This window comes from Weissella kandleri (assembly GCF_001438705.1).
Classification (GTDB): domain Bacteria; phylum Bacillota; class Bacilli; order Lactobacillales; family Lactobacillaceae; genus Weissella; species Weissella kandleri.
Window position 1 is genome coordinate 64,908 of sequence record NZ_JQBP01000001.1, and the last position, 19,942, is coordinate 84,849.

Annotated in this window: 20 protein-coding genes; all 20 read left to right on the plus strand. The window is 39.2% G+C overall.

What is annotated here, in order from left to right:
- Positions 1–35: 35 nt before the first annotated feature.
- Positions 36–287: an IreB family regulatory phosphoprotein gene (locus IV73_RS00305; RefSeq protein ID WP_057753258.1), complete on the plus strand. Its 252-nt coding sequence runs from the start codon at positions 36–38 to the stop codon at positions 285–287.
- Positions 284–742, plus strand: coding sequence for a Holliday junction resolvase RuvX (gene ruvX, locus IV73_RS00310; protein ID WP_057753260.1), 459 nt, complete (start codon positions 284–286; stop codon positions 740–742). Before IV73_RS00305 ends, ruvX begins: the two co-directional genes overlap by 4 nt.
- Positions 743–758: 16 nt before the next feature.
- The gene (locus IV73_RS00315; RefSeq protein WP_057753262.1) at positions 759–1,052 is read left to right on the plus strand and encodes a DUF1292 domain-containing protein; all 294 of its coding nucleotides are present in this window, start codon (positions 759–761) and stop codon (positions 1,050–1,052) included.
- Entirely contained in the window at positions 1,052–1,366 is a 315-nt protein-coding gene (locus tag IV73_RS00320; RefSeq protein ID WP_057753264.1) for a DUF1292 domain-containing protein, read from the plus strand. The genes IV73_RS00315 and IV73_RS00320 overlap by 1 nt, the downstream gene beginning before the upstream one ends.
- A gap of 167 nt (positions 1,367–1,533) precedes the next feature.
- Positions 1,534–1,881 carry a PadR family transcriptional regulator gene (locus tag IV73_RS00325; protein WP_057753266.1) on the plus strand — a complete coding sequence of 116 codons (348 nt, stop codon included), beginning with the start codon at positions 1,534–1,536 and terminating at the stop codon, positions 1,879–1,881.
- Positions 1,865–2,536 (plus strand): DUF1700 domain-containing protein, encoded by a 672-nt coding sequence (locus tag IV73_RS00330; protein ID WP_057753268.1) that lies wholly within the window; start codon positions 1,865–1,867, stop codon positions 2,534–2,536. The genes IV73_RS00325 and IV73_RS00330 overlap by 17 nt, the downstream gene beginning before the upstream one ends.
- Positions 2,526–3,401, plus strand: coding sequence for a DUF4097 family beta strand repeat-containing protein (locus IV73_RS00335; RefSeq protein WP_057753269.1), 876 nt, complete (start codon positions 2,526–2,528; stop codon positions 3,399–3,401). Before IV73_RS00330 ends, IV73_RS00335 begins: the two co-directional genes overlap by 11 nt.
- 254 nt (positions 3,402–3,655) lie before the next feature.
- Positions 3,656–4,825 (plus strand): multidrug effflux MFS transporter, encoded by a 1,170-nt coding sequence (locus tag IV73_RS00340; RefSeq protein WP_057753271.1) that lies wholly within the window; start codon positions 3,656–3,658, stop codon positions 4,823–4,825.
- 260 nt (positions 4,826–5,085) lie between these two features.
- A complete protein-coding gene (locus IV73_RS00345) occupies positions 5,086–5,745 on the plus strand; it encodes a helix-hairpin-helix domain-containing protein (protein ID WP_057753273.1) in 660 nt (219 codons plus the stop codon).
- A complete protein-coding gene (locus IV73_RS00350; RefSeq protein ID WP_083485510.1) occupies positions 5,745–7,976 on the plus strand; it encodes a ComEC/Rec2 family competence protein in 2,232 nt (743 codons plus the stop codon). The genes IV73_RS00345 and IV73_RS00350 overlap by 1 nt, the downstream gene beginning before the upstream one ends.
- Positions 7,966–8,997 carry a DNA polymerase III subunit delta gene (gene holA / locus IV73_RS00355; RefSeq protein WP_057753276.1) on the plus strand — a complete coding sequence of 344 codons (1,032 nt, stop codon included), beginning with the start codon at positions 7,966–7,968 and terminating at the stop codon, positions 8,995–8,997. The genes IV73_RS00350 and holA overlap by 11 nt, the downstream gene beginning before the upstream one ends.
- A gap of 210 nt (positions 8,998–9,207) precedes the next feature.
- Complete coding sequence (rpsO, locus tag IV73_RS00360; protein WP_057753278.1) at positions 9,208–9,477, plus strand: 30S ribosomal protein S15; 270 nt, start codon at positions 9,208–9,210, stop codon at positions 9,475–9,477.
- Positions 9,478–9,533: 56 nt separating this feature from the next.
- Positions 9,534–9,788, plus strand: a complete 255-nt coding sequence (gene rpsT, locus IV73_RS00365; RefSeq protein ID WP_057753280.1) for a 30S ribosomal protein S20 — start codon at positions 9,534–9,536, stop codon at positions 9,786–9,788.
- A gap of 739 nt (positions 9,789–10,527) precedes the next feature.
- On the plus strand, positions 10,528–11,280 hold the full coding sequence (locus tag IV73_RS00370) for an ABC transporter ATP-binding protein (protein WP_057753281.1): 753 nt from the start codon (positions 10,528–10,530) through the stop codon (positions 11,278–11,280).
- A 15-nt stretch (positions 11,281–11,295) separates the two neighbouring features.
- Positions 11,296–13,101, plus strand: coding sequence for an FtsX-like permease family protein (locus IV73_RS00375; RefSeq protein ID WP_057753283.1), 1,806 nt, complete (start codon positions 11,296–11,298; stop codon positions 13,099–13,101).
- Positions 13,102–13,308: 207 nt separating this feature from the next.
- Positions 13,309–13,764, plus strand: coding sequence for an arginine repressor (gene argR, locus IV73_RS00380; protein ID WP_057753285.1), 456 nt, complete (start codon positions 13,309–13,311; stop codon positions 13,762–13,764).
- Between the two features lie 33 nt (positions 13,765–13,797).
- Complete coding sequence (locus IV73_RS00385; protein ID WP_157049525.1) at positions 13,798–15,900, plus strand: transglycosylase domain-containing protein; 2,103 nt, start codon at positions 13,798–13,800, stop codon at positions 15,898–15,900.
- 12 nt (positions 15,901–15,912) lie between these two features.
- Positions 15,913–16,251 (plus strand): YlbF family regulator, encoded by a 339-nt coding sequence (locus IV73_RS00390; RefSeq protein ID WP_057753289.1) that lies wholly within the window; start codon positions 15,913–15,915, stop codon positions 16,249–16,251.
- A 181-nt stretch (positions 16,252–16,432) separates the two neighbouring features.
- The gene (locus tag IV73_RS00395) at positions 16,433–17,623 is read left to right on the plus strand and encodes a metallophosphoesterase family protein (protein ID WP_057753291.1); all 1,191 of its coding nucleotides are present in this window, start codon (positions 16,433–16,435) and stop codon (positions 17,621–17,623) included.
- Positions 17,613–19,925 carry an ATP-binding protein gene (locus IV73_RS00400; protein WP_057753293.1) on the plus strand — a complete coding sequence of 771 codons (2,313 nt, stop codon included), beginning with the start codon at positions 17,613–17,615 and terminating at the stop codon, positions 19,923–19,925. Before IV73_RS00395 ends, IV73_RS00400 begins: the two co-directional genes overlap by 11 nt.
- Positions 19,926–19,942: the final 17 nt, after the last annotated feature.

The following is a 19,942-nucleotide window of genomic DNA, read 5'->3' on the forward strand; positions in this document are numbered from 1 at the left end:
GACTGTAGCTTCTATATTTAGAAGGGAGAACACTTATGGCAGTTAATGAAAATACAACCGTTTTTAAGATCAATGATAGTAATCAATTAGATGTACGCCAAACGCTAGAGATTGTTTACGAAGCGCTGGAGGAAAAAGGTTATAATCCGATTAACCAAATTGTTGGTTATATTATTTCTGGTGACCCCGCCTACATCCCACGCAATAATGATGCTCGGAATTTAATTCGCCGTTATGAACGGGATGATATTATTGAAGCGTTAGTAAAGGATTATTTGAAGAAATGAGTATTTTTGGACTAGATGTTGGATCAAAGACCGTGGGCGTAGCAGTTTCTGATCCCTTGGGATGGACAGCCCAAGGGTTGGAAATTATTGCGATTGATGAGGACGCCAAAGAATTCGGGATGAATCGCATGCAAGAATTGGTGAAAGAACATCAACCAACCGGTTTTTTGCTAGGCCTTCCTAAAAATATGAATAATACCTTGGGTCCACGCGCAGAAGCAGCGCAAGCTTATGGCGAACTTTTACAAGCAAAGTTTAATTTGCCTATCGATTTTCAAGATGAGCGGCTGACGACCGTTGAAGCAGAACGGATGTTGGTGGAAGAGGCGGATACATCGCGAGTAAAGCGCAAGCAGGTTATTGATAAATTAGCGGCAGCGTTGATTTTGCAAAATTATCTGGATCGTAAAGGCCCCTTGGTTGATTCAAGTGGGTCACGGATGACGTTTGATTAATACGGAGGAATTAATAATGGATGAAGAACAAGATTACATCACTTTGATTGATGAAGATGGAAATGAAGAGTTATTTGATATCTTATTCGCATTTGATGAAACTGAGAAGTATAACAAACGTTATATTTATGTCGTTGCCGCTGGTTCTGAGGATGAAGATGAAGTTGATATTCAAGCCTTTAGTTCTGATATTGCCGATACTGAAGTTACTGATGAAGGTTCTTTGGATATGATTGAAGATGAAGATGAGTGGAAGATGGTCGAAGAACGTTTGAATCAATGGTTGGAAGAAAATGAGGAAGACGAATAATGGCTCAAAACCACGATGACCTAAGCTTTACATTTACCGATGAAGGCGGCGAATATCAATTTAAGGAACTTTTCCGGTTTGAAGAAAATGAAAAATTCAAGCGTACCTACATTATTTTATATAATGCGGCGATGGATGATGAAGCTAGTGATGACGAGGACTATGAAATTCAAGCCTTTGTTTATGCGCCCCAAGCTGACGTTTCACACCCCGAAGATGCGCTTTTGCCCATTGAAACTGATGAAGAATGGGATATGGTGACCGAAATGATTAACACTTATTTTGAAGATCCACAGTTAAATGGTAATTTGTAAGTTATTTTAATCATTAAAACGTTTGGCATTGCTTTTATTTTGAGGTAATGCCAGACGTTTTTTATTAAATATTAAAAAAGAGTTGACTATATGTTATATGTAATATATTATAACTTTATAAGTTATGTTATATCACATATAATTAAAACACGGAAAGGACTATAATTATGAATATACAGGTACCAACTGTTCTATTAGACGGGACGGTTTTGTCCTTGGTGAATGAGCAAGATTTATATGGCTATGCAATTACGAAACAGGTACAAAACCATTTAAATATTAGTGAATCAACCATGTATCCAGTCATGCGGCGGTTACAAAAAAATGGATATCTTGAAACGTATGATGAAGCTTTTGAAGGGCGACATCGGCGGTATTATCGAATCACCGAGAGTGGTCGCATCCATTTGGCAGAAATTAGAGCTGCGTGGGGTGAATTTAGAGTGGCTGTGGATAATTTATTAATCGAAGAAAAATCAGTAAATGGAGGTGACGAAGATGAATCCAGAAATTAAGGAGTATTTGGCAACGTTTGATCGTTATCTGGCCCCCTTGCCAGATGGGGAACGGGAAATGACGTATCGGTATTATGAAGAATTATTCTTAGATTCAGGGATGAGTATTGATCAAATTTATCAAGAATTTGGACAACCGAAGAATTTAGCACGGCAAGTTAATGCTAATTATGCAATGGGGTGGACAGAAATGGATGCTGACGACACGGTCGCAACTGATGGGACGCTACCACATCGCCAGGCTACGAAGCAAGGGAATCCTTGGAATGCTGCATGGTTAATTTTGTTGGGCGTATTTGCTTCACCTATCTTAATTCCGGTCGCGTTGATCTTAGTATTTATTTTCGCATTAGTGATTTTAGGCTTAATTTTTGGAATCTTTAGTGCGGCTGGTTTGATGATTGGGGCAATCTTTTTGAGTGTTGCAGCGATTGTAGCTGGTGTAGGTGTGATGACACAAAGCCTGATGATGAGTTTGATGTTAATTGGTGGCGGAGTAGCACTTTTAGGTGGCATTGTGTTAATCGTGCCAATTGTCGTTTGGATTGTGTACGGCATTGGATGGCTTGGTTACCGTATCGCACGGTGGGTTGGAAATCTAACTTTGAAGCGCCGGCCAGAATTAGCTAAGGAGGACCGTCAAAATGAACAATAAAAAATTAAGAATTACGGCCTTAATTGGATTAGCTGCCATTTTAGTTGGTTCAATTATGGGGATCATTGGTTGGTATGGAAATGATAGTAAATTAGATACATTAAGTTTTGATCGCGGTTTTCATATTGAAAAATATGTTACACGACAAGGCTATGATGTGAAGGATGTTAAAAATTTGGAACTTGACACGCATGATGCTGATATCACGATTAAGCGGGGCAATGAATTTGGCTTGAAGACACGGTTACTAAGTCAAGATCGGGTAACGGTTAAGCGGGATGGTAACCATGTGACGGTTAAAAACCAAGGCTTTGAGGTGAAAAATATCGTGACTGGATATGATCAACCTACGATTACTGTAACCCTGCCAGTCGATTATCCATTAGATGAATTAAATATTAAGGTTCAAGGCGGAACTTTAGATATTAGTAAATTAAAGGTGGAACAAAAAACTGAAATTCAAAATATCGATGGTGGCATTATTTTGAACCATGTTGATTTTAAAAATGGAAGCATTCGAAATGATGGTAGTGGGACTCGTTTAGAAGGTGGTAATTTCCAGCAAATGGAATTTATTAATAATGCGCCATTTAGAGCCATTAAAACCAACTTTATGGGTGACAATACTGTGAAGGTGCAAGATAATCGAGTTGTTTTGACACAACCACAGAGCAATTTAGCGGTGGATTTGACGGCACATGACGGAAATGTGGATGTGCAAAACCAAAAAGATGTGCAGACCAAACGACATGATGACGGTGATTTTAGCACAGATAAGACTACTTTTGGGCAAGATGATGAAAATAAGTTACATGTCATTGCCACAAATGGAGACATCCATGTTAGTGATACCGAAGATTATTAAAATAAAATCACCAATTTATTGTTGGTGTTTAATTCAAAAAGCTCACAGGTTAATATCTGTGAGCTTTTTAGTGTTTTTAGGTTGTTAGCATGTTGTCTATGATACAATGATGTGATATATTCAGCACATATCAAGAATAAAGGGATGCAACTAATGAATTTATATATTACATTTATTCCATGTGCCACCGTAAATGATTTAGGACGTTTTTCATAAAATTTCTACTATTTCTATTATAATATAGAGGAGAAAAGATGAATAACGTCCTAAAAAAACAACCGTCAATTTTAATTATTATTGCCTTAATTGGTTTTCCACAAATAAGTGAATCAATATTTACACCAATTCTTCCGGCTTTGAGTTCGGGTATGCATGTTTCAGCACAAAAAACGCAGTTGACCATGAGCACATATTTTTTAATGTTTGCTTTTGGGGTTTTATTTTTTGGCTGGCTATCTGACAAACATGGCCGTAAACCAGCTATGTTGTTTGGGTTGGCCATTTATTTACTAGGGAACATTGGATTACTTTATACTGAGAATTTTAGTTATATTTTAGTATTTCGAATGGTTCAAGCGTTTGGGGCATCGGCGGGATCAGTTATAACACAGACAATTATGCGAGAATCGTTTTATGGGATTGAAGGAGAGAAAGTATTTGCCAAAGTTGGCGCGGCATTAGCTTTGTCTCCGGCATTAGGTCCGCTGATTGGTGGATACTTACAATCAAGCTATGGATATCGGAGTGTTTTTGCTACACTAGTGAGCATGGCCGTTGCGCTCTTATTATATACAGGGGTACGGTTACCTGAAACACGAAACGTAGATACAATAGAAAAACATGTTAGTTGGATTGTTGCCATTAAAGAATTGGCTAAAAGTTCTAAAGTATGGGGATATGCTGTTTTAATAAGTGGGGTTAATGGGATTTTATTCAGCTACTATGCTGAAGCCCCATTTGTATTTATAAAAGGCTTTCAATTATCGACAGTGCAATATGGATGGACGGGGCTCATCATTGCGGGGGCAATTTTGTCTGGTTCAATAATCACAAATTTCTTAGCAAACATTTTGACAGGTTTTCAGCTAATCGAAATTAGTTTAGTTGTGTCATTGCTAGGTGTTTTAGTTATGTTTTGCGGTGCAAATAGGCACTTAAATCTGATGTTTGTATCCATTCTGTTTGTGTTCATTGGGCTAAACATGATGTTACCAATCGTTCTTAGCCAAGCTTTAATTGGGTTCGAACATATTATCGGCCTGGCAAGTGGAATCTTTAGTTTCGCCTATTACATGTTAATTAGTGCATTAACGTACCTTATGACTATAATGCACAACGGTAGTTTGTTTGCTTTACCGACTTATGTGCTAATTTTATTAATGGCTATGACGCTTAGTTTGATACTGATTAAAGATCGAAAATAAAAATTATTTTTACACTTTTGAAAAAGGGGTGTTTTGATTATTTGGGAATTGAATATACACCAGAAGCATAATTACTTAATTTAGTTGAACATGATTGTCTCGTTATTAATTTAAAGAAACGTCTGCTCATTGTTAGTGGGATTTAGTTGATTTCATTACGGCATATGAAGATGCTTCTTAAAGCTCACAGTTTAATTGCTGTGAGCTTTTTTAGTGTTTTTGGGTTGTTATTATAAGAGACTGAAAAAGGAGGTGCCGCAATGCAATGGATTAAACAAAAGCGGATCTTAATTGGAATTTTGACAATTTTAATACTGGGTGGTGGTATCTTTTGGTCAATACAAGGGTCACGTCAGCAAGCCACCGCGCCTGTTTTGAATCAGGCGGATATGTCTATTAGGAAGCCGGATACTTTGGAACAATCGGATTCGGGGATGGCGGCTGCTAAAGCGGATGCAACAATCTGGCGGATTGATGTTAAAGGCGGTGTTTTACGTCCGGATGTTTATCTTTTTAAAACCCAGCCCGTGGTTAAAGATGTTTTACGGCGCGCTGGTGGGCCCTTAGATGAAGTGGATTTAAAACGACTGAATTTAGCGGCACCAGTAGCCAATGGACAAGTGGTATATGTTCCTTTAGGCGATGAAATAGTCCCCACTGAATATCCGTTACCAGGCTTTAGCAGTGAAGGATTCTTGCCAAAATCAGAAACCTTAAATGAAGAGCATAATAAAATAAATATTAATCAAGCAACGCAAGCAGAGCTAGAAAAATTGCCGGGGATTGGTGCCAAACGAGCTCAAGATATTACGACCTTCAGGCAAAGTCATGGTTTGTTTCGACAAGTGGATGATTTGAAAAATATTGCAGGAATTGGTGAAAAAACGTTAGAAAAATTGAAAGGCAGCATTACGCTTTAATGAAAACAGGATATTGGTTTACGTGTGGCGTAGGATACGTATGTCTTTATAATTATGTATGGTGGCAAATTTGGTGGCTAATTTTCCCTATTTTATGGAGCGCCTGGATTTTATACCAACAATATCGAACGCAAATGGTAATTAGCTTTGTCTTTGGATTAGTGCTTTTAAGCAGCGGTTGCTTATATCAGCAAGTCGTCCCGATAACAACTGAGGAAGCACAATCGGTTAGCGTTGAATTATATTTAGATAATTTGCGTCCTACGAGCTACGGTTGGCGGGGATCGGGTTGGATTGAACGACAGGAAGTCATCGTTTATTTGTCACAGGAACAGGTTGCAGTAGCCGATTGGCGGAAACAAGGGATTAATGGTTTGCAGATTAACGGAGTGGGAGAGATTAGACAACCTCGTGAAGCGCGCAACCGATTTAGCTTTGATGAACGAAAAAGTTTACGGCAACAAGGGATTACAAAACAGGTTTGGCTCCGAAAAATTACGGATATTCAACAAATACAGCGGTTCGTCACACGTCCTTGGTATGAAAATCGCTTACGGTTTTGGCACATGAAATTAGTGAACTGGTTTGAGTGCTTACCACCAGCTTTAAGAGATTATGGCGAAACGTTATTTTTAGGTTACGTGCGGTCTAATTTTTATCATGAAAATATAGGATTACAAAAGTTAGGATTAGTTCATCTATTTAGTATTTCAGGGTTTCAAGTGATGTTATTTTATCAAGCATGGCGGTGTGTGGGACGCTATCTATGGATACCACGGGGTTTGAATCTTTTTGGTCTTCAATTTGGCCTTTTAGGGGTGTGGAGTTTTGCGGGTAATGTTTTATCTTTAGTCCGGCCAATTAGTTTAGCCAGTTTAATGTTGTGGCGTGAAGCAGGTTTGATTCGCTTGAATGGTTATGATGCGTGGGGGATCACCGCAATTTTGGGAGTTACGTTCCAACCCGGAATTTTTCAGACACTGGGCGGACAGTTATCTTATCTTCTAGCTTTAGGATTACTAACTGTTCAACGACGGCCTTGGTGGCAGCAAAGTCTTTGGCTAGGCGTCTTAATTATGCCTCTTTTAGCCAATCATACAGGTTGGTGGCACCCTTTAGCACTAATTGTAAATATTATCGCGGTGCCCATTTTCACCTGGGTGATTATCCCAGTCCTTATTATGGGTGTGATGGCAGCACTTTTACATAATACTAAGATGTTAGTTGCGATGAATCAAATTGTTGAGGGGTTTCGAATGGTACTCAAAATCTTAGATCAAGTGCCGATGAATCTTAATTTTATGACGTTACCTAATATTTTGATTGGGATTTTGATATACCTACTCTTAATTTTATTAGTGACCCAGCATAAAATATTGGTTTGGGGCTTAGGTATCTTAATTATCGGTTGGTGGGTGTTTTCGGCATATCCGGTTTCTGGGAAAGTCGTCTTCTTTGATGTTGGTCAAGGGGACGCGACTTTGATTCGTCCACCCTTTGGTCAAGCGGTGATCTTAGTTGATGTTGGCGGTAAAATTCAGTGGGATCAAGGGAATCAGCCGAAAAGACAACTGCAGGTAAATTATCAAGCTCAAGAATTGGCTAGCAACCTGAGTGCGTTGGGAGTGGTTAAAATCGACTATTTGGTGTTAACGCATCAAGATTTTGATCATATTGGGAATTTACCGGCTTTGAGTCACATGATCAAAATTGAACATATCATTATTCCAGCAGGGATGGAGCAGACATCGACCTTTAAAAAGATGATTGCCCCATTACAGATTCCGGTGCAACTTGCTTTAGCACCAAAATCTATGGGTGACGTAGGAACATTACTGCACCCACATCAGCCAGGCCGAGGACGTAATGAGGATTCATTAGCTTTGTTAATACCGTGTGGACCGGAAAATTTGATTTTAACAGGTGATTTAGATCGAGCAGGCGAGCATACTATTTTACAACATTTTAATTTACCCGCTCACAGCTTACTTAAGCTGGGACACCATGGATCTAAAACTAGTACTGCAAAGGAATGGTTACAAATTTTAAAACCTAAAGTGGGTATTATTTCGGCGGGTGTGAATAATCGGTACCATCATCCGAGTTTAGAAACGTTAGTGAACCTACAACAAACACAGATTCCCGTTTGGAATACACAGGTTCATGGTATGATTGAGTATACTTGGTTTTTGAATTGGACGTGGTGGAGGAGCTTTTTAAATGACAGTTAAATTTCAGCAATTACAAGAGAAAATTGTGGAGCAAAAGATTGCTCCTGTGTATTTAATACAAGGGACAGACGTGTACTTGTTACAACAAGCTGAGCAATTATTTATCCAGTTAGTTCCAGAAAATCAGCAGGCAATGAATTTTGCTCGTTATGACATGCATGAACAAGCTTTGGCGGTCGCTTTAGATGATGCGCGTTCAATTCCATTTTTTGGTGAGCGCCGCGTGGTCATCATTGAAAATGCGTATTTTTTAACGGGCGAGCGGGTTAAGAGTAAAATAGAACATCACCCTGAGGAATTGATTGATTATTTGAAACATCCTGAACCACAAACGGTGTTGGTGATTATGGCACCGTATGAGAAGCTTGATCGCAGAAAAAAAGTGACAAAAATTCTACAAGAGCAAAGTGAGCATGTATCTTTTGGTAATTTAACGGAACGTGATTTGCAAAGCTTTGTGCAAACTAAATTAGCGGAGCAGCATATGGAGATTGATTTAGGGGGGATGGAGACTTTGATTCGTTTAACTGGGGCAAATTTAAGTACCATGATGAGCGAAATTGATAAATTGGTATTGTACGTTTTGCCAGCCCAGCAGATAACCGCTCTAGATGTAGAACAAGTGGTCACTAAGAATTTAACGGATAATGTGTTTGATTTAATCGATGATGTTTTGAAATTAAATTTTAAGGAGGCATTGGAACTTTATCACCAGTTATTATTGAATGGAGAAGAACCATTACGCGTGCAGGGAGCCTTAACCAGTCAATTTCGGTTGTTGTTGCAAGTAAAGGCAGCTAAGACAAGTGAAAAGGGGACGGCAACTGCGCTCAAAGTTCACCCATATCGAGTAAAATTAGCACGTCAGACAGTGCGCCGTTTTAATTATAGGCAGTTAGCGAAAGCTTTTTTGGGTTTGGTTAAGATGGAACAACAAATAAAAACGACCAGTCGGGACCCCGAATTATTATTTGAATTATTTATTTTAGATTATCAGTACGCTGTAAAACCACGACATTAGAGACCTGATTTTACTGGTGGGGTAGGTTGGTAATTTGAAGTAAGAAGTCATTTGGCTTGATGGTTTAAAAGAAAAGCTTGAAAGTTAGTGCTAAATCAGGTAGTATAAGTAAGTGCAATTGATGCATTGACCTAATGCTGTGTCTTCACGGGTCACCGTCGGATTACTCGGCATTAGGCGACATTTTATTTATGAAAGGTGGATATTCCAATGGCAATTTCTGCAGAAAAGAAAACAGAAATCATGAAGGAGTTCGCACGTCACGAAGGTGATACTGGTTCAGTTGAAGTACAAGTCGCAGTTTTAACTGCTGACATTAACACATTGAACGAGCACATGTCTGAACACAAGCATGATTTCCACTCACAACGTGGATTGATGAAGAAGATCGGTCGTCGTCGTAATTTGTTACGTTACTTGCGTAATACTGACGTCTCACGTTACCGTGATTTGATTGCTAAGCTTGGTTTGCGTCGTTAATTTTTAGTTTTCGATGTAAATGATTGTAAGACATAATTCATCAAAGGAGAATTGACATGCCAATTATCGAAGGATCAATTAAGCGTGCTCGTTTGAACAAAGTACAACGCGAGCACAATATTGCCCAAAATTCAGCATACCGGACTGAAGTTAAGAAGTTCCGTAAAGCTGTAGAAGCTGGAGCAGACAATTTGGAAGAATTGTATGTGAACGCATCATCAGCTTTGGATCGGGCCGCTTCAAAGGGCTTGATTGCAAAGAACAAGGCTTCACGTGATAAGTCACGTTTGGCTGCTTTGCTTAACAAATAATAATTAAAAAAGACATCAATTTTTAATTGATGTCTTTTTTTTTGTGGAATGATAACTTATGATTTCGTCTCTATATTGAATCTGAGTTAGTTTGTTGACGTTATATACATGTAAGAAGCTATAAAGACGCGGATCACTATGGTGTTTTAAAATGATGATTCATAAGGGCTTATCTTTTTTACAATGTGGAGTAAAAGATGGTTTTGTTATTGTATTTAAAATGATTAAAAAGATATCTTTATTATTTAGAAAGAGAAATTATTAATCGCTGAATAATTACATGGATGATCTCTTAAATAATAATGACAGAATAGCATCTGACTGTATCACGATAGGTCAAGCTGTGACTAAGTTGATGATAAATTATGACAGCCTAGCAAAATAAGAAACATGTGCTCTCGTGAATCCGTTGTGGTTAGATTGCTTCGATGATGTCAAATTGAATTTTTTCTTTTAATAAAAATTAAAAAACGTGGTGTTGAAGATTTCTCTTGAACGCCATATTTTTGTGTAGAGCTTAAATGAAGCACTAATTAACACAACTACGAAGGGAACTTTGCGGCTTTTTTATTCTGTGAAATCGCATGATGTGCGGATTCAAGCAAAAACTGCGGATCAATTAAGCAAAAATCTGCTATAAAATACTTGACATAATATTGTATAGAATATAATATACTATATGAAAGTTGTTATACGGTGTATATGTTATTTTTGAATCAATATTAAAGGGAGCATAGTAATGAATAATATATTAGATGTAAAAAACCTGACTAAAGTATATGGTAAAGGGTCAGAACAAAAATTTGTCGCATTAGAGAACTTGAACCTATCTGTTGCTAAGGGGGAATTTGTGGCAATCATGGGCGCATCTGGTTCCGGTAAATCGACTTTATTGAATAATATATCGACTTTGGACGTACCCTCTTCGGGTGAAATTTTAATTGATGGTGAAACTTTAATTGGCTTAAAAGGAAAAGCATTAGCAGATTTTCGGGCCCGCAAGATTGGATTTATTTTTCAAGAGTTTAATTTATTAGATAGTTTGACGGTTTACGAAAATATAGCTTTGCCGCTTTCACTCCAAAGAGTACGATCAAAGGAAATTCGACTGGCGGTAAAGCGTGTGGCTAAGCTATTAAACATCGAAGACCTATTGCAGAAATATCCGGAACAATTATCAGGGGGGCAAAAACAGCGGACAGCTTCGGCGCGTGCTTTGGTCCATGAACCAGCCTTGATTTTGGGAGATGAGCCAACGGGAGCCTTGGATTCTAAGAATGCCGTAGATTTGTTGGAGACGATGCAGACTATGAACCAACAACAAGGAGTTTCGATTTTAATGGTGACGCATGACGCCATGAGTGCTAGTTATGCTGATCGGATTTTATTTATTAAAGATGGTCAAGTGCATCAAGAATTGATTAAAGCCCAAAATGAGACAAACCAGGCCTTTTATCAAGAAGTCTTACGCACGGTCGCTCAAGAAAATTAAGCAAGGAGCAAAGAGATGTTATTCAAATTATCATTAGCGGGCTTTAAAGAGCGCCGTCAAGATTATCTAGTATTATTTTCAGGACTAGCGTTCGTGGTTGCCATTTTCTATATGTTTGAATCAATTGCGACAAATCAAGCATTGATTCATAGTACATCTGCGGCGGCGGTCTTACCAATGATCTTTCGGATTGGTTCAGTTTTATTAAGTTTAATTACAATTATCTATATTACGTATGCTAATTCATTTTTGTTATCTTTGCGACAGCGTGAATATGGAATGTATATGATGTTAGGGGCACGTAAAAGTAAAATTGCCCAAATTATGGCAGGAGAGACCTTGTGGTTAGGTTTGATTGCATGGATCTTTGGAATTGGATTAGGCCTTGGCTTAACCGCTGGTGTTAGTCAGCTATTAATGAAAGTATTGGCTATCCATCAGACTAAGTTTATGGTTTGGAATGGAAAAGCTTTATTAGTGACATTAGTTTTGTTTTTTATCTTGTTTGTGCTTGCAGCAATTTTTAATGCTGGTATTTTAAGTAAAAAACGCATAATTAATTTGTTGCGTGCAGATCAAAAAGCACAAACAGTACGTTTGTCAGGCTTGAAGCGTATCGTTTTGTTAGTAGTCGCTTTGATTCTATTAGCTCTCGGTTATTGGGGGATATATCGTGTTGGTGGCGGAGACAAATCAGTTATTTTTGACTTGATCCTGGCCTTGATTACAATTCCAGTTGGGACATATTTAGTTTATTTAGCGGCTGTCCCCCAGTTAATTCGCTGGTTTAGGTTGCGTCCAGGGACGATTAGTCATGGTTTGCATACTTTTACCTTTGGACAAATTGAATTTCGGATGGGCCAATATGCCAAAATGTTGAGCGTAGTGACTATTTTATTGGCTTTGGCATTAGGAAGTATTACCTTTGGCTTTGGCTTTGCGCAGCAGGTGCAAAAGGTTAATGATAAATATAATTATTATGATACAATTTTGAATCAACCTAATCGTCAAGAAATCAAAATGTTAGATCAAGTTAAGGGATCTAAGCAATTAGTTGATTATCGTTATAAAGTTCAAGACAATCAGGTTTATTTTTTAAAGGATGATTTAAAACAACATAAGCCAGTTGATAAGACTTTAGAAAAAGGACATAAATTATCAAATCAAGACTTAAACCGGCCGATTTTATCAGCTGATTGGCAACAGGCTTTGTATAGTATTTACCCAATCTATCAATTAAAAATCACCCCGGAAATTAAGGTGGCTGATCAAAAGCAATTTAACCAGTTAGCAGGTGGAACACAGCGTTTAATGCTGGTTAAAACTGATCGTTTCCATGCTTATCATCATTTATGGGGTGAATTGGATCGAATTGAAATGCAACGTCATCATGTTGGACGTCAGGAATATCTAAGTCGTTATGCGACTCAGCAACAACTTCAATCAGCTGCGAACGGCTTTGAATTTATGGGCTTCTTTTTAGGAGTAGCATTTTTGGCAATGATGGCCAGCACGTTAATGTTTAAAGTTCTAAGCGGGGCGCAAGCGGATCGAAAACGTTATACGATGTTAATGAAGGTTGGTGCGACTCGTGGAGATATGCAGCGCGCGATTTGGCGCGAAATCGGATGGTTGTTCGTTATACCATCGATGGTTGGTGCGGTACATGTAATCTTTGGATTGCAGATGTTTAGGCCACTCTTAAATAATCCATATGGTGATTTATGGATTCCGTTTGGCATTTTTGCAATTTTATATGTGATGTATTATTTCATCACGGTAGGCTTATACCAAAAGATTGTGTTACCCAAACGGGCTTAATTGATTAAAAATGAATGGTGAAAAAATGTGACTTAGAGTTTATGGACTAAGTTGCGTTTTTTATATAGGCATGTTTTCTACTTATTAATAGTAGAAATGGTAAAATGAAAGGATAAAAACCGCTATTGTAATAATTTTGTGGTATATTTAAAATTAATGATTGGTATACGTTTAGATAGAATAAATGAGAACGTAAAGGGGATTCGCATGATTTTAAAAAAACGTGATCGACAAAATTTAATTTTGAATATTTTGACGCAAGAAGTAGTAGATTCACAAGAAGAATTGGTGCGTAAAATTCAAGAAGCGGGTTATGAAGTAACCCAAGCGACGATTTCTCGCGATATTAAAGAATTACGGATTGTGCGGAGAGCTGATAAGGATGGTCGTAATCGTTACCAAGTCATGCGTGAAGGCACAGATACGGCCGCGGATGGGTTAATAAATGGTATCCAAGGTATGGTGAGTGAAATCACGCGGGTTGCATTTATGATTTCAATTCGGACGACACCGGGTAGTGGTAATCGTTTAGCAGCTTTGATTGATGCAGGTCAACTTCCAGAAGTGGTATCGACGATTGCGGGACATGATACAATTCATATTTTGTGTCATTCCGAGACTGATGCACAAGAATTAGAGGAACGTTTAACAAGTTGGTTATAATTTATGGATATATTAAAAAAAGTTTTAGAAATAATGCGTGGTGTATATGCAAAATGTAAAGAATGGCACCATAAACTACAAGCTTGGTGGCAACGGACATTAGGTCCAGTTTGGCATCGTTTTCAAATTACTCGTTGGATTATTGTAGTTATTTTAGCGCTGACCTTGATTATTAGTGTACTGGGAACATTTGAAGCCAAAACGACTGATGTTTCCAATTTAAAGGCGCGTTTAAAAAGTACGACGGAGATTTACGATGTTAGTGGTAATAAAGCTGGGTCAATCGCTGGTGAAAAAGGAACCTATGTTTCATATAAACAAATTTCACCAACGGTTGTTGACGCAGTGATTTCGACGGAGGATCGTAATTTCTATCATGAATATGGTTTTTCTATTACCGGAATTGCGCGCGCAGGCTTGATGATTATTTGGCATAAATTAACGTTTACGAGTACAAATGCGCTCTCGGGTGGTTCAACCTTAACACAACAGTTAGTTAAAAATGCTTTTTTAACTCAGAATCAAACATTAACACGTAAGATTCGGGAACTATTTTTGTCTGTTCAAGTTGAAAATGAATATAGTAAACATGATATCTTATCAATGTATTTGAATAATGCCTATTTTGGTGAAGGAATTTGGGGTGTTCAAGATGCGGCCCAAAAGTATTTTGGAGTTGATGCGATTGATTTGAATCAACAGCAAGGAGCGATGTTAGCTGGAATGTTGCAATCGCCCAATGGATTTGATCCTTTGCAGAACCCGCAAGCAGCTAAAAATCGTCGTGATCAGGTTCTTTTGAATATGGTGGCCAATAAAAAGTTAACGCAAAATATTGCTGATCAGTGGGCGGCCACACCAATTGGGGCAACAAATCATAATATGACGAGTTCAAGTTATGAATATCCATATTATTTTGACGCGGTGATTGATGAAGCTATTAGTAAGTATCATTTAAAAGAACAAGATGTGATGCAAAATGGTTATAAGATTTACACTTCAATGAATCAGACGGATCAAACTAACTTGCAAAATGATTATCAAAATAGTTATTTGAACCCCATTGGTCCCGATTCACAAGCGGCTTCAATTGTTTTGGACGCCAAAACGGGTGGGGTTCGCGCAGTGGTTGGTGGTCGCGGTGAGCATCAATTCCGTGGATTTAATCGTGCTACGCAAATGAAGCGTCAACCGGGATCAACAATCAAGCCGATTGTCGACTATGCGCCGGCGTTGGGGCGTGGTTATGCGTACGATTCGATGCTACCTAATCATTCAATGACCTTTGGAACGAATAATTATGCCCCTAATAATGCCGGGGATGTGACGACTGAGGACATACCAATGTATGTTGCTTTGGAACGTTCATATAATATTCCCGCGGTTTGGCTCAGTGAAAAGCTGGGTATTAATACTTCTTATCAAGCTGGGTTGAAAGCTGGCTTGCCATTAACGAAGGATGATAAAAATTATGCGATGACAATAGGAGGTTTGAGCAAAGGTGTTTCCCCTATGCAGATGGCTCAAGCGTATACAAGCTTTGCCAATGAAGGTAAAATGTCTGATGCCCACTTTATTACCAAAATTGTGGACGCGAGTGGGCGGACCGTTGTTGATACGGTTAAAATTAAACAAACACGGTTATGGTCAGCAAAAGTGGCTAATGAAATGACGAGTATGATGCTTGGAGTTTACACTAATGGAACGGGAATCCCAGCGGATCCAAGCGGTTATACTGTTGCTGGTAAGACGGGAACTACTGAATTTGCCACCAGTGAAGACAATCCAAACGCGGCTACTGATTCTTGGGCGATTGCGTATACGCCAGATATCGTGAACGTAACGTGGACTGGAAATGATAATGGTGAAATTATTCCGGCAAGTTTGGCATCAACGGCAGCGCCATTGATGAAAACTTCGCTGGAGCAGATTATTCCTAATACTGATCAAAACGCTTTTACAGTGAAGAGTATTCGCGAACGAAATAGTGCCGAAAGTTGGAATTCAAGTAGTACAAATAGCTCAATTTCTGATAATATTAATGGGGTAGCTGGTGGATTACGATCAGCTGGTCAAACTATTGTTAAGGGCGCCCAGGCCGTTTGGAGTGGGGTCCGTGGAGCTATTGGATTTTAGAGGAGCCATGAAATGATTAATGTTTATGATAATGTGAACGCAACTGCTAAGGATTTAGCACAAACAGAGCAATATTTAGCTTTAAAGGATGCTTTGGCAGCCGTTCATGCTGACACTGAAGCTGAAGCAGTCTTCAAGCGCTTCCAATCAGAACAACAAGCGATACAAGCAGCGGTTCAAGCTGGTCAAGAACCTACGCAAGATCAAATTAAGACTTGGCAAGAAGTTGCAGCTGATATGGATAAATCAGAAGTCTTGCAGACCTTAATGCAGGCTGAAGGGGCTATGAATAATCTTTTGCAAGATATTAATAGCATTATTACTAAGCCAATCGCAGATTTATATGAATAATTTCAGTTAAACTGCGAGGCATAAGCGTTTTAAAGAAAAGGGGGAATCGATCATGATGATCAACGCCCTCTTTTTAAATACATATTAAAGATAATCTAAGCTTCTGGTAGCAAAAGGAAAGCTTGGTTAAGTCTGCCGAGTATCACGAATAGATATGGTTCAAACCGAATGGAGGTTGAAAATGAAATTCATTCATGCAGGTGATTTACATTTAGGAAATGCTTTTTTGGATTTGTCCCAGCTCCCTGAATGGGTCTTAGAAAATGTGCAGTCTGCAACGATGCGGGCTTTGGAAAGCTTAATTGACACGGCTATCCATGCACAGGTTGATATGATTTTGTTCCCGGGAGATATTTACGATACACATGTGCTAAATCCGCATATCCAGTGGCTGTTCCAGCATCAAATGGAGCGTTTGTTGGCAGCGCATATTCCAGTCGTTTTAGGTTTCGGAAATCATGATTACACAGATACGGTGAATGAACAGCTGCATTTACCAAAGAATGTGACAGTATTGGCCAACCAAGTGCAAACAGTACGTTTGGTAACGCAAAATGGGGAAAACGTCGCTATTTCGGGCTTTAGTTATCCGCAGCGGCATCTGCAAACAAGTCTGGTTGCGGACTTTCCAGATCGTCAAGCTGGCGAAGACTTTCATATCGGAATGTATCATGGCGCGCAAGACCATGGAGATTATGCGCAATTCACTTTATCTGATTTGAATCATAAACATTATCAATATTGGGCCTTGGGGCATATTCATGTGCGGCAAACCCTGCAAGCTGAACCTTTTATTGGATATTCTGGAAATTTGCAAGGTCTCAATCGGACAGAAATAGGTCCAAAAGGTTTTTATTTGGTGCAAAGTAATCAACAAGGGCAACTGATTCCTGAATTTCAAGCATGTGCGCCGGTAATTTGGACGCAGGTGCATGTACAATTGACTGATCAAATGAACTGGGCGGAAGTGATTGATCAAATTCGAAACCAAATACAACGACATAATAAATTTCAATTGGTGGAAATTGACGTGGAGCAGACACCGCAGAAGTTGGTGGCGGGTTTGCAATCGGCGGCATTTATGAATCAATTGGCTGAACGATCACAGGTAACGGATAATTTTTGGATTCATCGGGTCGAAGTAAAAATGACGGTTCAAGGTAGTCAACTGATGGAATTAGGCGCAGAAAATTGGCAAGCACAAAAGCAGGGGTTAGTGACAAGCGCGCATTTGGAAGACTTGGGTTTAAAATTGGTTGACGATTTAGAATTGTATGATTATTTTCAAAAATCGAAAACCCATCAAGACATTGAGCAGGCAATGGACGAGGTGATTCAAGCAATCCAACGGGGGCAGTGGCATGCAGATTAAGCGAATTGAAATTCAAAATTTTGGACGTTTTCAAAATCAAACTTTTAATTTACAAGCGGGCCTACAAGTTATTTATGGTTTGAATGAGACGGGTAAGACTACCTTGCACCGATTTATCAGTGGAGTTTTGTTTGGTTTCCCCAAAGCGCGGGATACACAACGGGCTGACCAAAACGATGGTGGGGTTTTGATACTAGAATTTGAAGGACAAACTTATCGAGTAGCACGGTATGTTAATAAGGCGATTCAATTATCGGTTGAAAATTTGACGAGTGGCGAACAAGCTTTAGATCCAGAAAAGCAACTGCAAACTTTGCTAAATCCGTTGAATAAGCAATTATATCAAGCCATTTATAGTTTTAATCAAGATGATTTATTAAAAATTTATACATTAGACCCGACGGAATTAAATGAAGTATTACGTAGCGTTGGTTATCCCGGAACGGACGAGTGGTTAACGAATGCTAAAAAATTGCAACGGCAAGCAAGCCAACAATTTGGAAAAACAAAAACGTCTAAACGTCCTTTGAATCAAGCTTTACGTCAACTGCGAGAATTGCAGCAACACTGGAATCAGCTAATGCAAAAGGCGCCCGATGTGCAGCAATTACAGCAACGGCAGATTCAACTTCGTGCAGATTTAGCTGCGCTACAACAAAGTCAAGCGCAAGAACAGGTGGATTTGCAGGTACAAAATAAGTTGCAATTACAAGTACCGATGTGGGAAAAGATCCAACGTCTGAAAAAAGAAATTCAAGCGAACCCGAATCTGCTGGATGCTAGTCGGCAAGCAGACGTTGAAACGACACTGCAAAAATTACAGTTATTAGCTGATTCATCAGATGAGCGACAAGAACAATTTAAGCAATTCCAACAAGCAATGCACGCGTTACGACAAATTCAGCAACGAGGACAAACGGTGCATGAAAATATTCGACAATTAGAAGCAATGCTGCGCCAATTACGCGAAAAATGGCAACCTGATTCTATACCGGCACCGTTAACCGTTGCACAGTCAAAAAATTTGCATGCTCATCGGTTAGGGGCCCAACGTTTCACAACATCAGGTAACACTAATGCACAAAAAGGCGCTGGTCTGATAGGTGTTTTGGGGCTGCTTTTGGTTTTATTAGGTCAGTGGTCACTTTTAGGTGGGGTGTTAATGGTGAGTGCCGGTTTGTATTGGGGATGGCGTTATTGGCAGCATAGGACAACAGATGATCAACAGATTAGCTTGCCAGGATATGAAAATTGGGATGTAGCAACCATCGAGCTGATGCAGCCTGATGCCCAACAACAAGCTTTATGGCAACAACAGAGGCGTCAGTTAAAGGAAGAAGAAGAACAGCTTATCGTCCGTCAGCAAAAGGTATTGACGGAATTACGTAACTTAAGTCGACAACCGCAAGCGGATGTCCAACAGTTACAAAAGATTCATGCTAAATGGCAAATGCAGGTGCAAGTTCAGCAGACGACGCAAGTGCAACGTCAAGAATATCAAGCGCTTTTGCAAAGTCAGTTGAACCAATTAGGCTTAGCCGATGTGAAAGATTATCGACAACGTAAATTGGTTGATCAACGTACGCGAGCCTTACAAACGCAGTTGCAAACATTGGAACAACAATTAGGGGATGTCGATCAGGCGACATTAGCAAAGTTTTCAGCCCTGCATCCAGCTCATGCTGATACAGCTGAGGAACAAAAAGCTAGCGGGGATGAAGCGTCTGACAAGCAAGCGCAACAATTGCAAGCGGAATTAGCCCGTGTAAATTATGAGCTAACGGCGTTTGAAACTGATACTAGTTTGGAAACGTTAAATCAAAAAATTGCCACGCAGCGCAGTTTATTACAAAATGAAATGCAAAAATATTTTGTAGAGCAATTGAGCGCGACTTGGATTCAACAAACCGTTGAGCACTTGACGCAAATGCAGTTACCGCAGTTATTCAAGGTAGCGAGTGGTTATTTACAACGTTTGACCCAACAGAAATACATCCAAATTGTGGATCAACAAGGACAATTAAAATTAAAGGATCAGTCAACACATTTTTGGACGTTGGACGAAGTTTCGCGGGGAACGGCGGAATTGGTTTATGTCACTTTGCGTTTAGCATATGCGTGGCAATTAAAAGCGCAGTGGATTGGACCCGTTTTGATTGATGATGCGTTTGTGGATCTTGATGCGTCACGGCGCCAAATTTTATTTGAAATTTTAGGTGAATTTGCGGCAGAAGGGTATCAAATTTTATATTTCACAGCGCACGATAACTTGACGTTGCAACCGACTTTAGATTTAAATTAAGAAAGATTGAGGACTAA

Excerpts from the sequence above, each read along its gene's own strand:
- IV73_RS00305 (WP_057753258.1), top strand. The coding sequence starts at position 36 with ATGGCAGTTAATGAAAATACAACCGTTTTTAAGATCAATGATAGTAAT.
- ruvX (WP_057753260.1), top strand. The coding sequence starts at position 284 with ATGAGTATTTTTGGACTAGATGTTGGATCAAAGACCGTGGGCGTAGCA.
- IV73_RS00315 (WP_057753262.1), top strand. The coding sequence starts at position 759 with ATGGATGAAGAACAAGATTACATCACTTTGATTGATGAAGATGGAAAT.
- IV73_RS00320 (WP_057753264.1), top strand. The coding sequence starts at position 1,052 with ATGGCTCAAAACCACGATGACCTAAGCTTTACATTTACCGATGAAGGC.
- IV73_RS00325 (WP_057753266.1), top strand. The coding sequence starts at position 1,534 with ATGAATATACAGGTACCAACTGTTCTATTAGACGGGACGGTTTTGTCC.
- IV73_RS00330 (WP_057753268.1), top strand. The coding sequence starts at position 1,865 with ATGAATCCAGAAATTAAGGAGTATTTGGCAACGTTTGATCGTTATCTG.
- IV73_RS00335 (WP_057753269.1), top strand. The coding sequence starts at position 2,526 with ATGAACAATAAAAAATTAAGAATTACGGCCTTAATTGGATTAGCTGCC.
- IV73_RS00340 (WP_057753271.1), top strand. The coding sequence starts at position 3,656 with ATGAATAACGTCCTAAAAAAACAACCGTCAATTTTAATTATTATTGCC.
- IV73_RS00345 (WP_057753273.1), top strand. The coding sequence starts at position 5,086 with ATGCAATGGATTAAACAAAAGCGGATCTTAATTGGAATTTTGACAATT.
- IV73_RS00350 (WP_083485510.1), top strand. The coding sequence starts at position 5,745 with ATGAAAACAGGATATTGGTTTACGTGTGGCGTAGGATACGTATGTCTT.
- holA (WP_057753276.1), top strand. The coding sequence starts at position 7,966 with ATGACAGTTAAATTTCAGCAATTACAAGAGAAAATTGTGGAGCAAAAG.
- rpsO (WP_057753278.1), top strand. The coding sequence starts at position 9,208 with ATGGCAATTTCTGCAGAAAAGAAAACAGAAATCATGAAGGAGTTCGCA.
- rpsT (WP_057753280.1), top strand. The coding sequence starts at position 9,534 with ATGCCAATTATCGAAGGATCAATTAAGCGTGCTCGTTTGAACAAAGTA.
- IV73_RS00370 (WP_057753281.1), top strand. The coding sequence starts at position 10,528 with ATGAATAATATATTAGATGTAAAAAACCTGACTAAAGTATATGGTAAA.
- IV73_RS00375 (WP_057753283.1), top strand. The coding sequence starts at position 11,296 with ATGTTATTCAAATTATCATTAGCGGGCTTTAAAGAGCGCCGTCAAGAT.
- argR (WP_057753285.1), top strand. The coding sequence starts at position 13,309 with ATGATTTTAAAAAAACGTGATCGACAAAATTTAATTTTGAATATTTTG.
- IV73_RS00385 (WP_157049525.1), top strand. The coding sequence starts at position 13,798 with ATGCGTGGTGTATATGCAAAATGTAAAGAATGGCACCATAAACTACAA.
- IV73_RS00390 (WP_057753289.1), top strand. The coding sequence starts at position 15,913 with ATGATTAATGTTTATGATAATGTGAACGCAACTGCTAAGGATTTAGCA.
- IV73_RS00395 (WP_057753291.1), top strand. The coding sequence starts at position 16,433 with ATGAAATTCATTCATGCAGGTGATTTACATTTAGGAAATGCTTTTTTG.
- IV73_RS00400 (WP_057753293.1), top strand. The coding sequence starts at position 17,613 with ATGCAGATTAAGCGAATTGAAATTCAAAATTTTGGACGTTTTCAAAAT.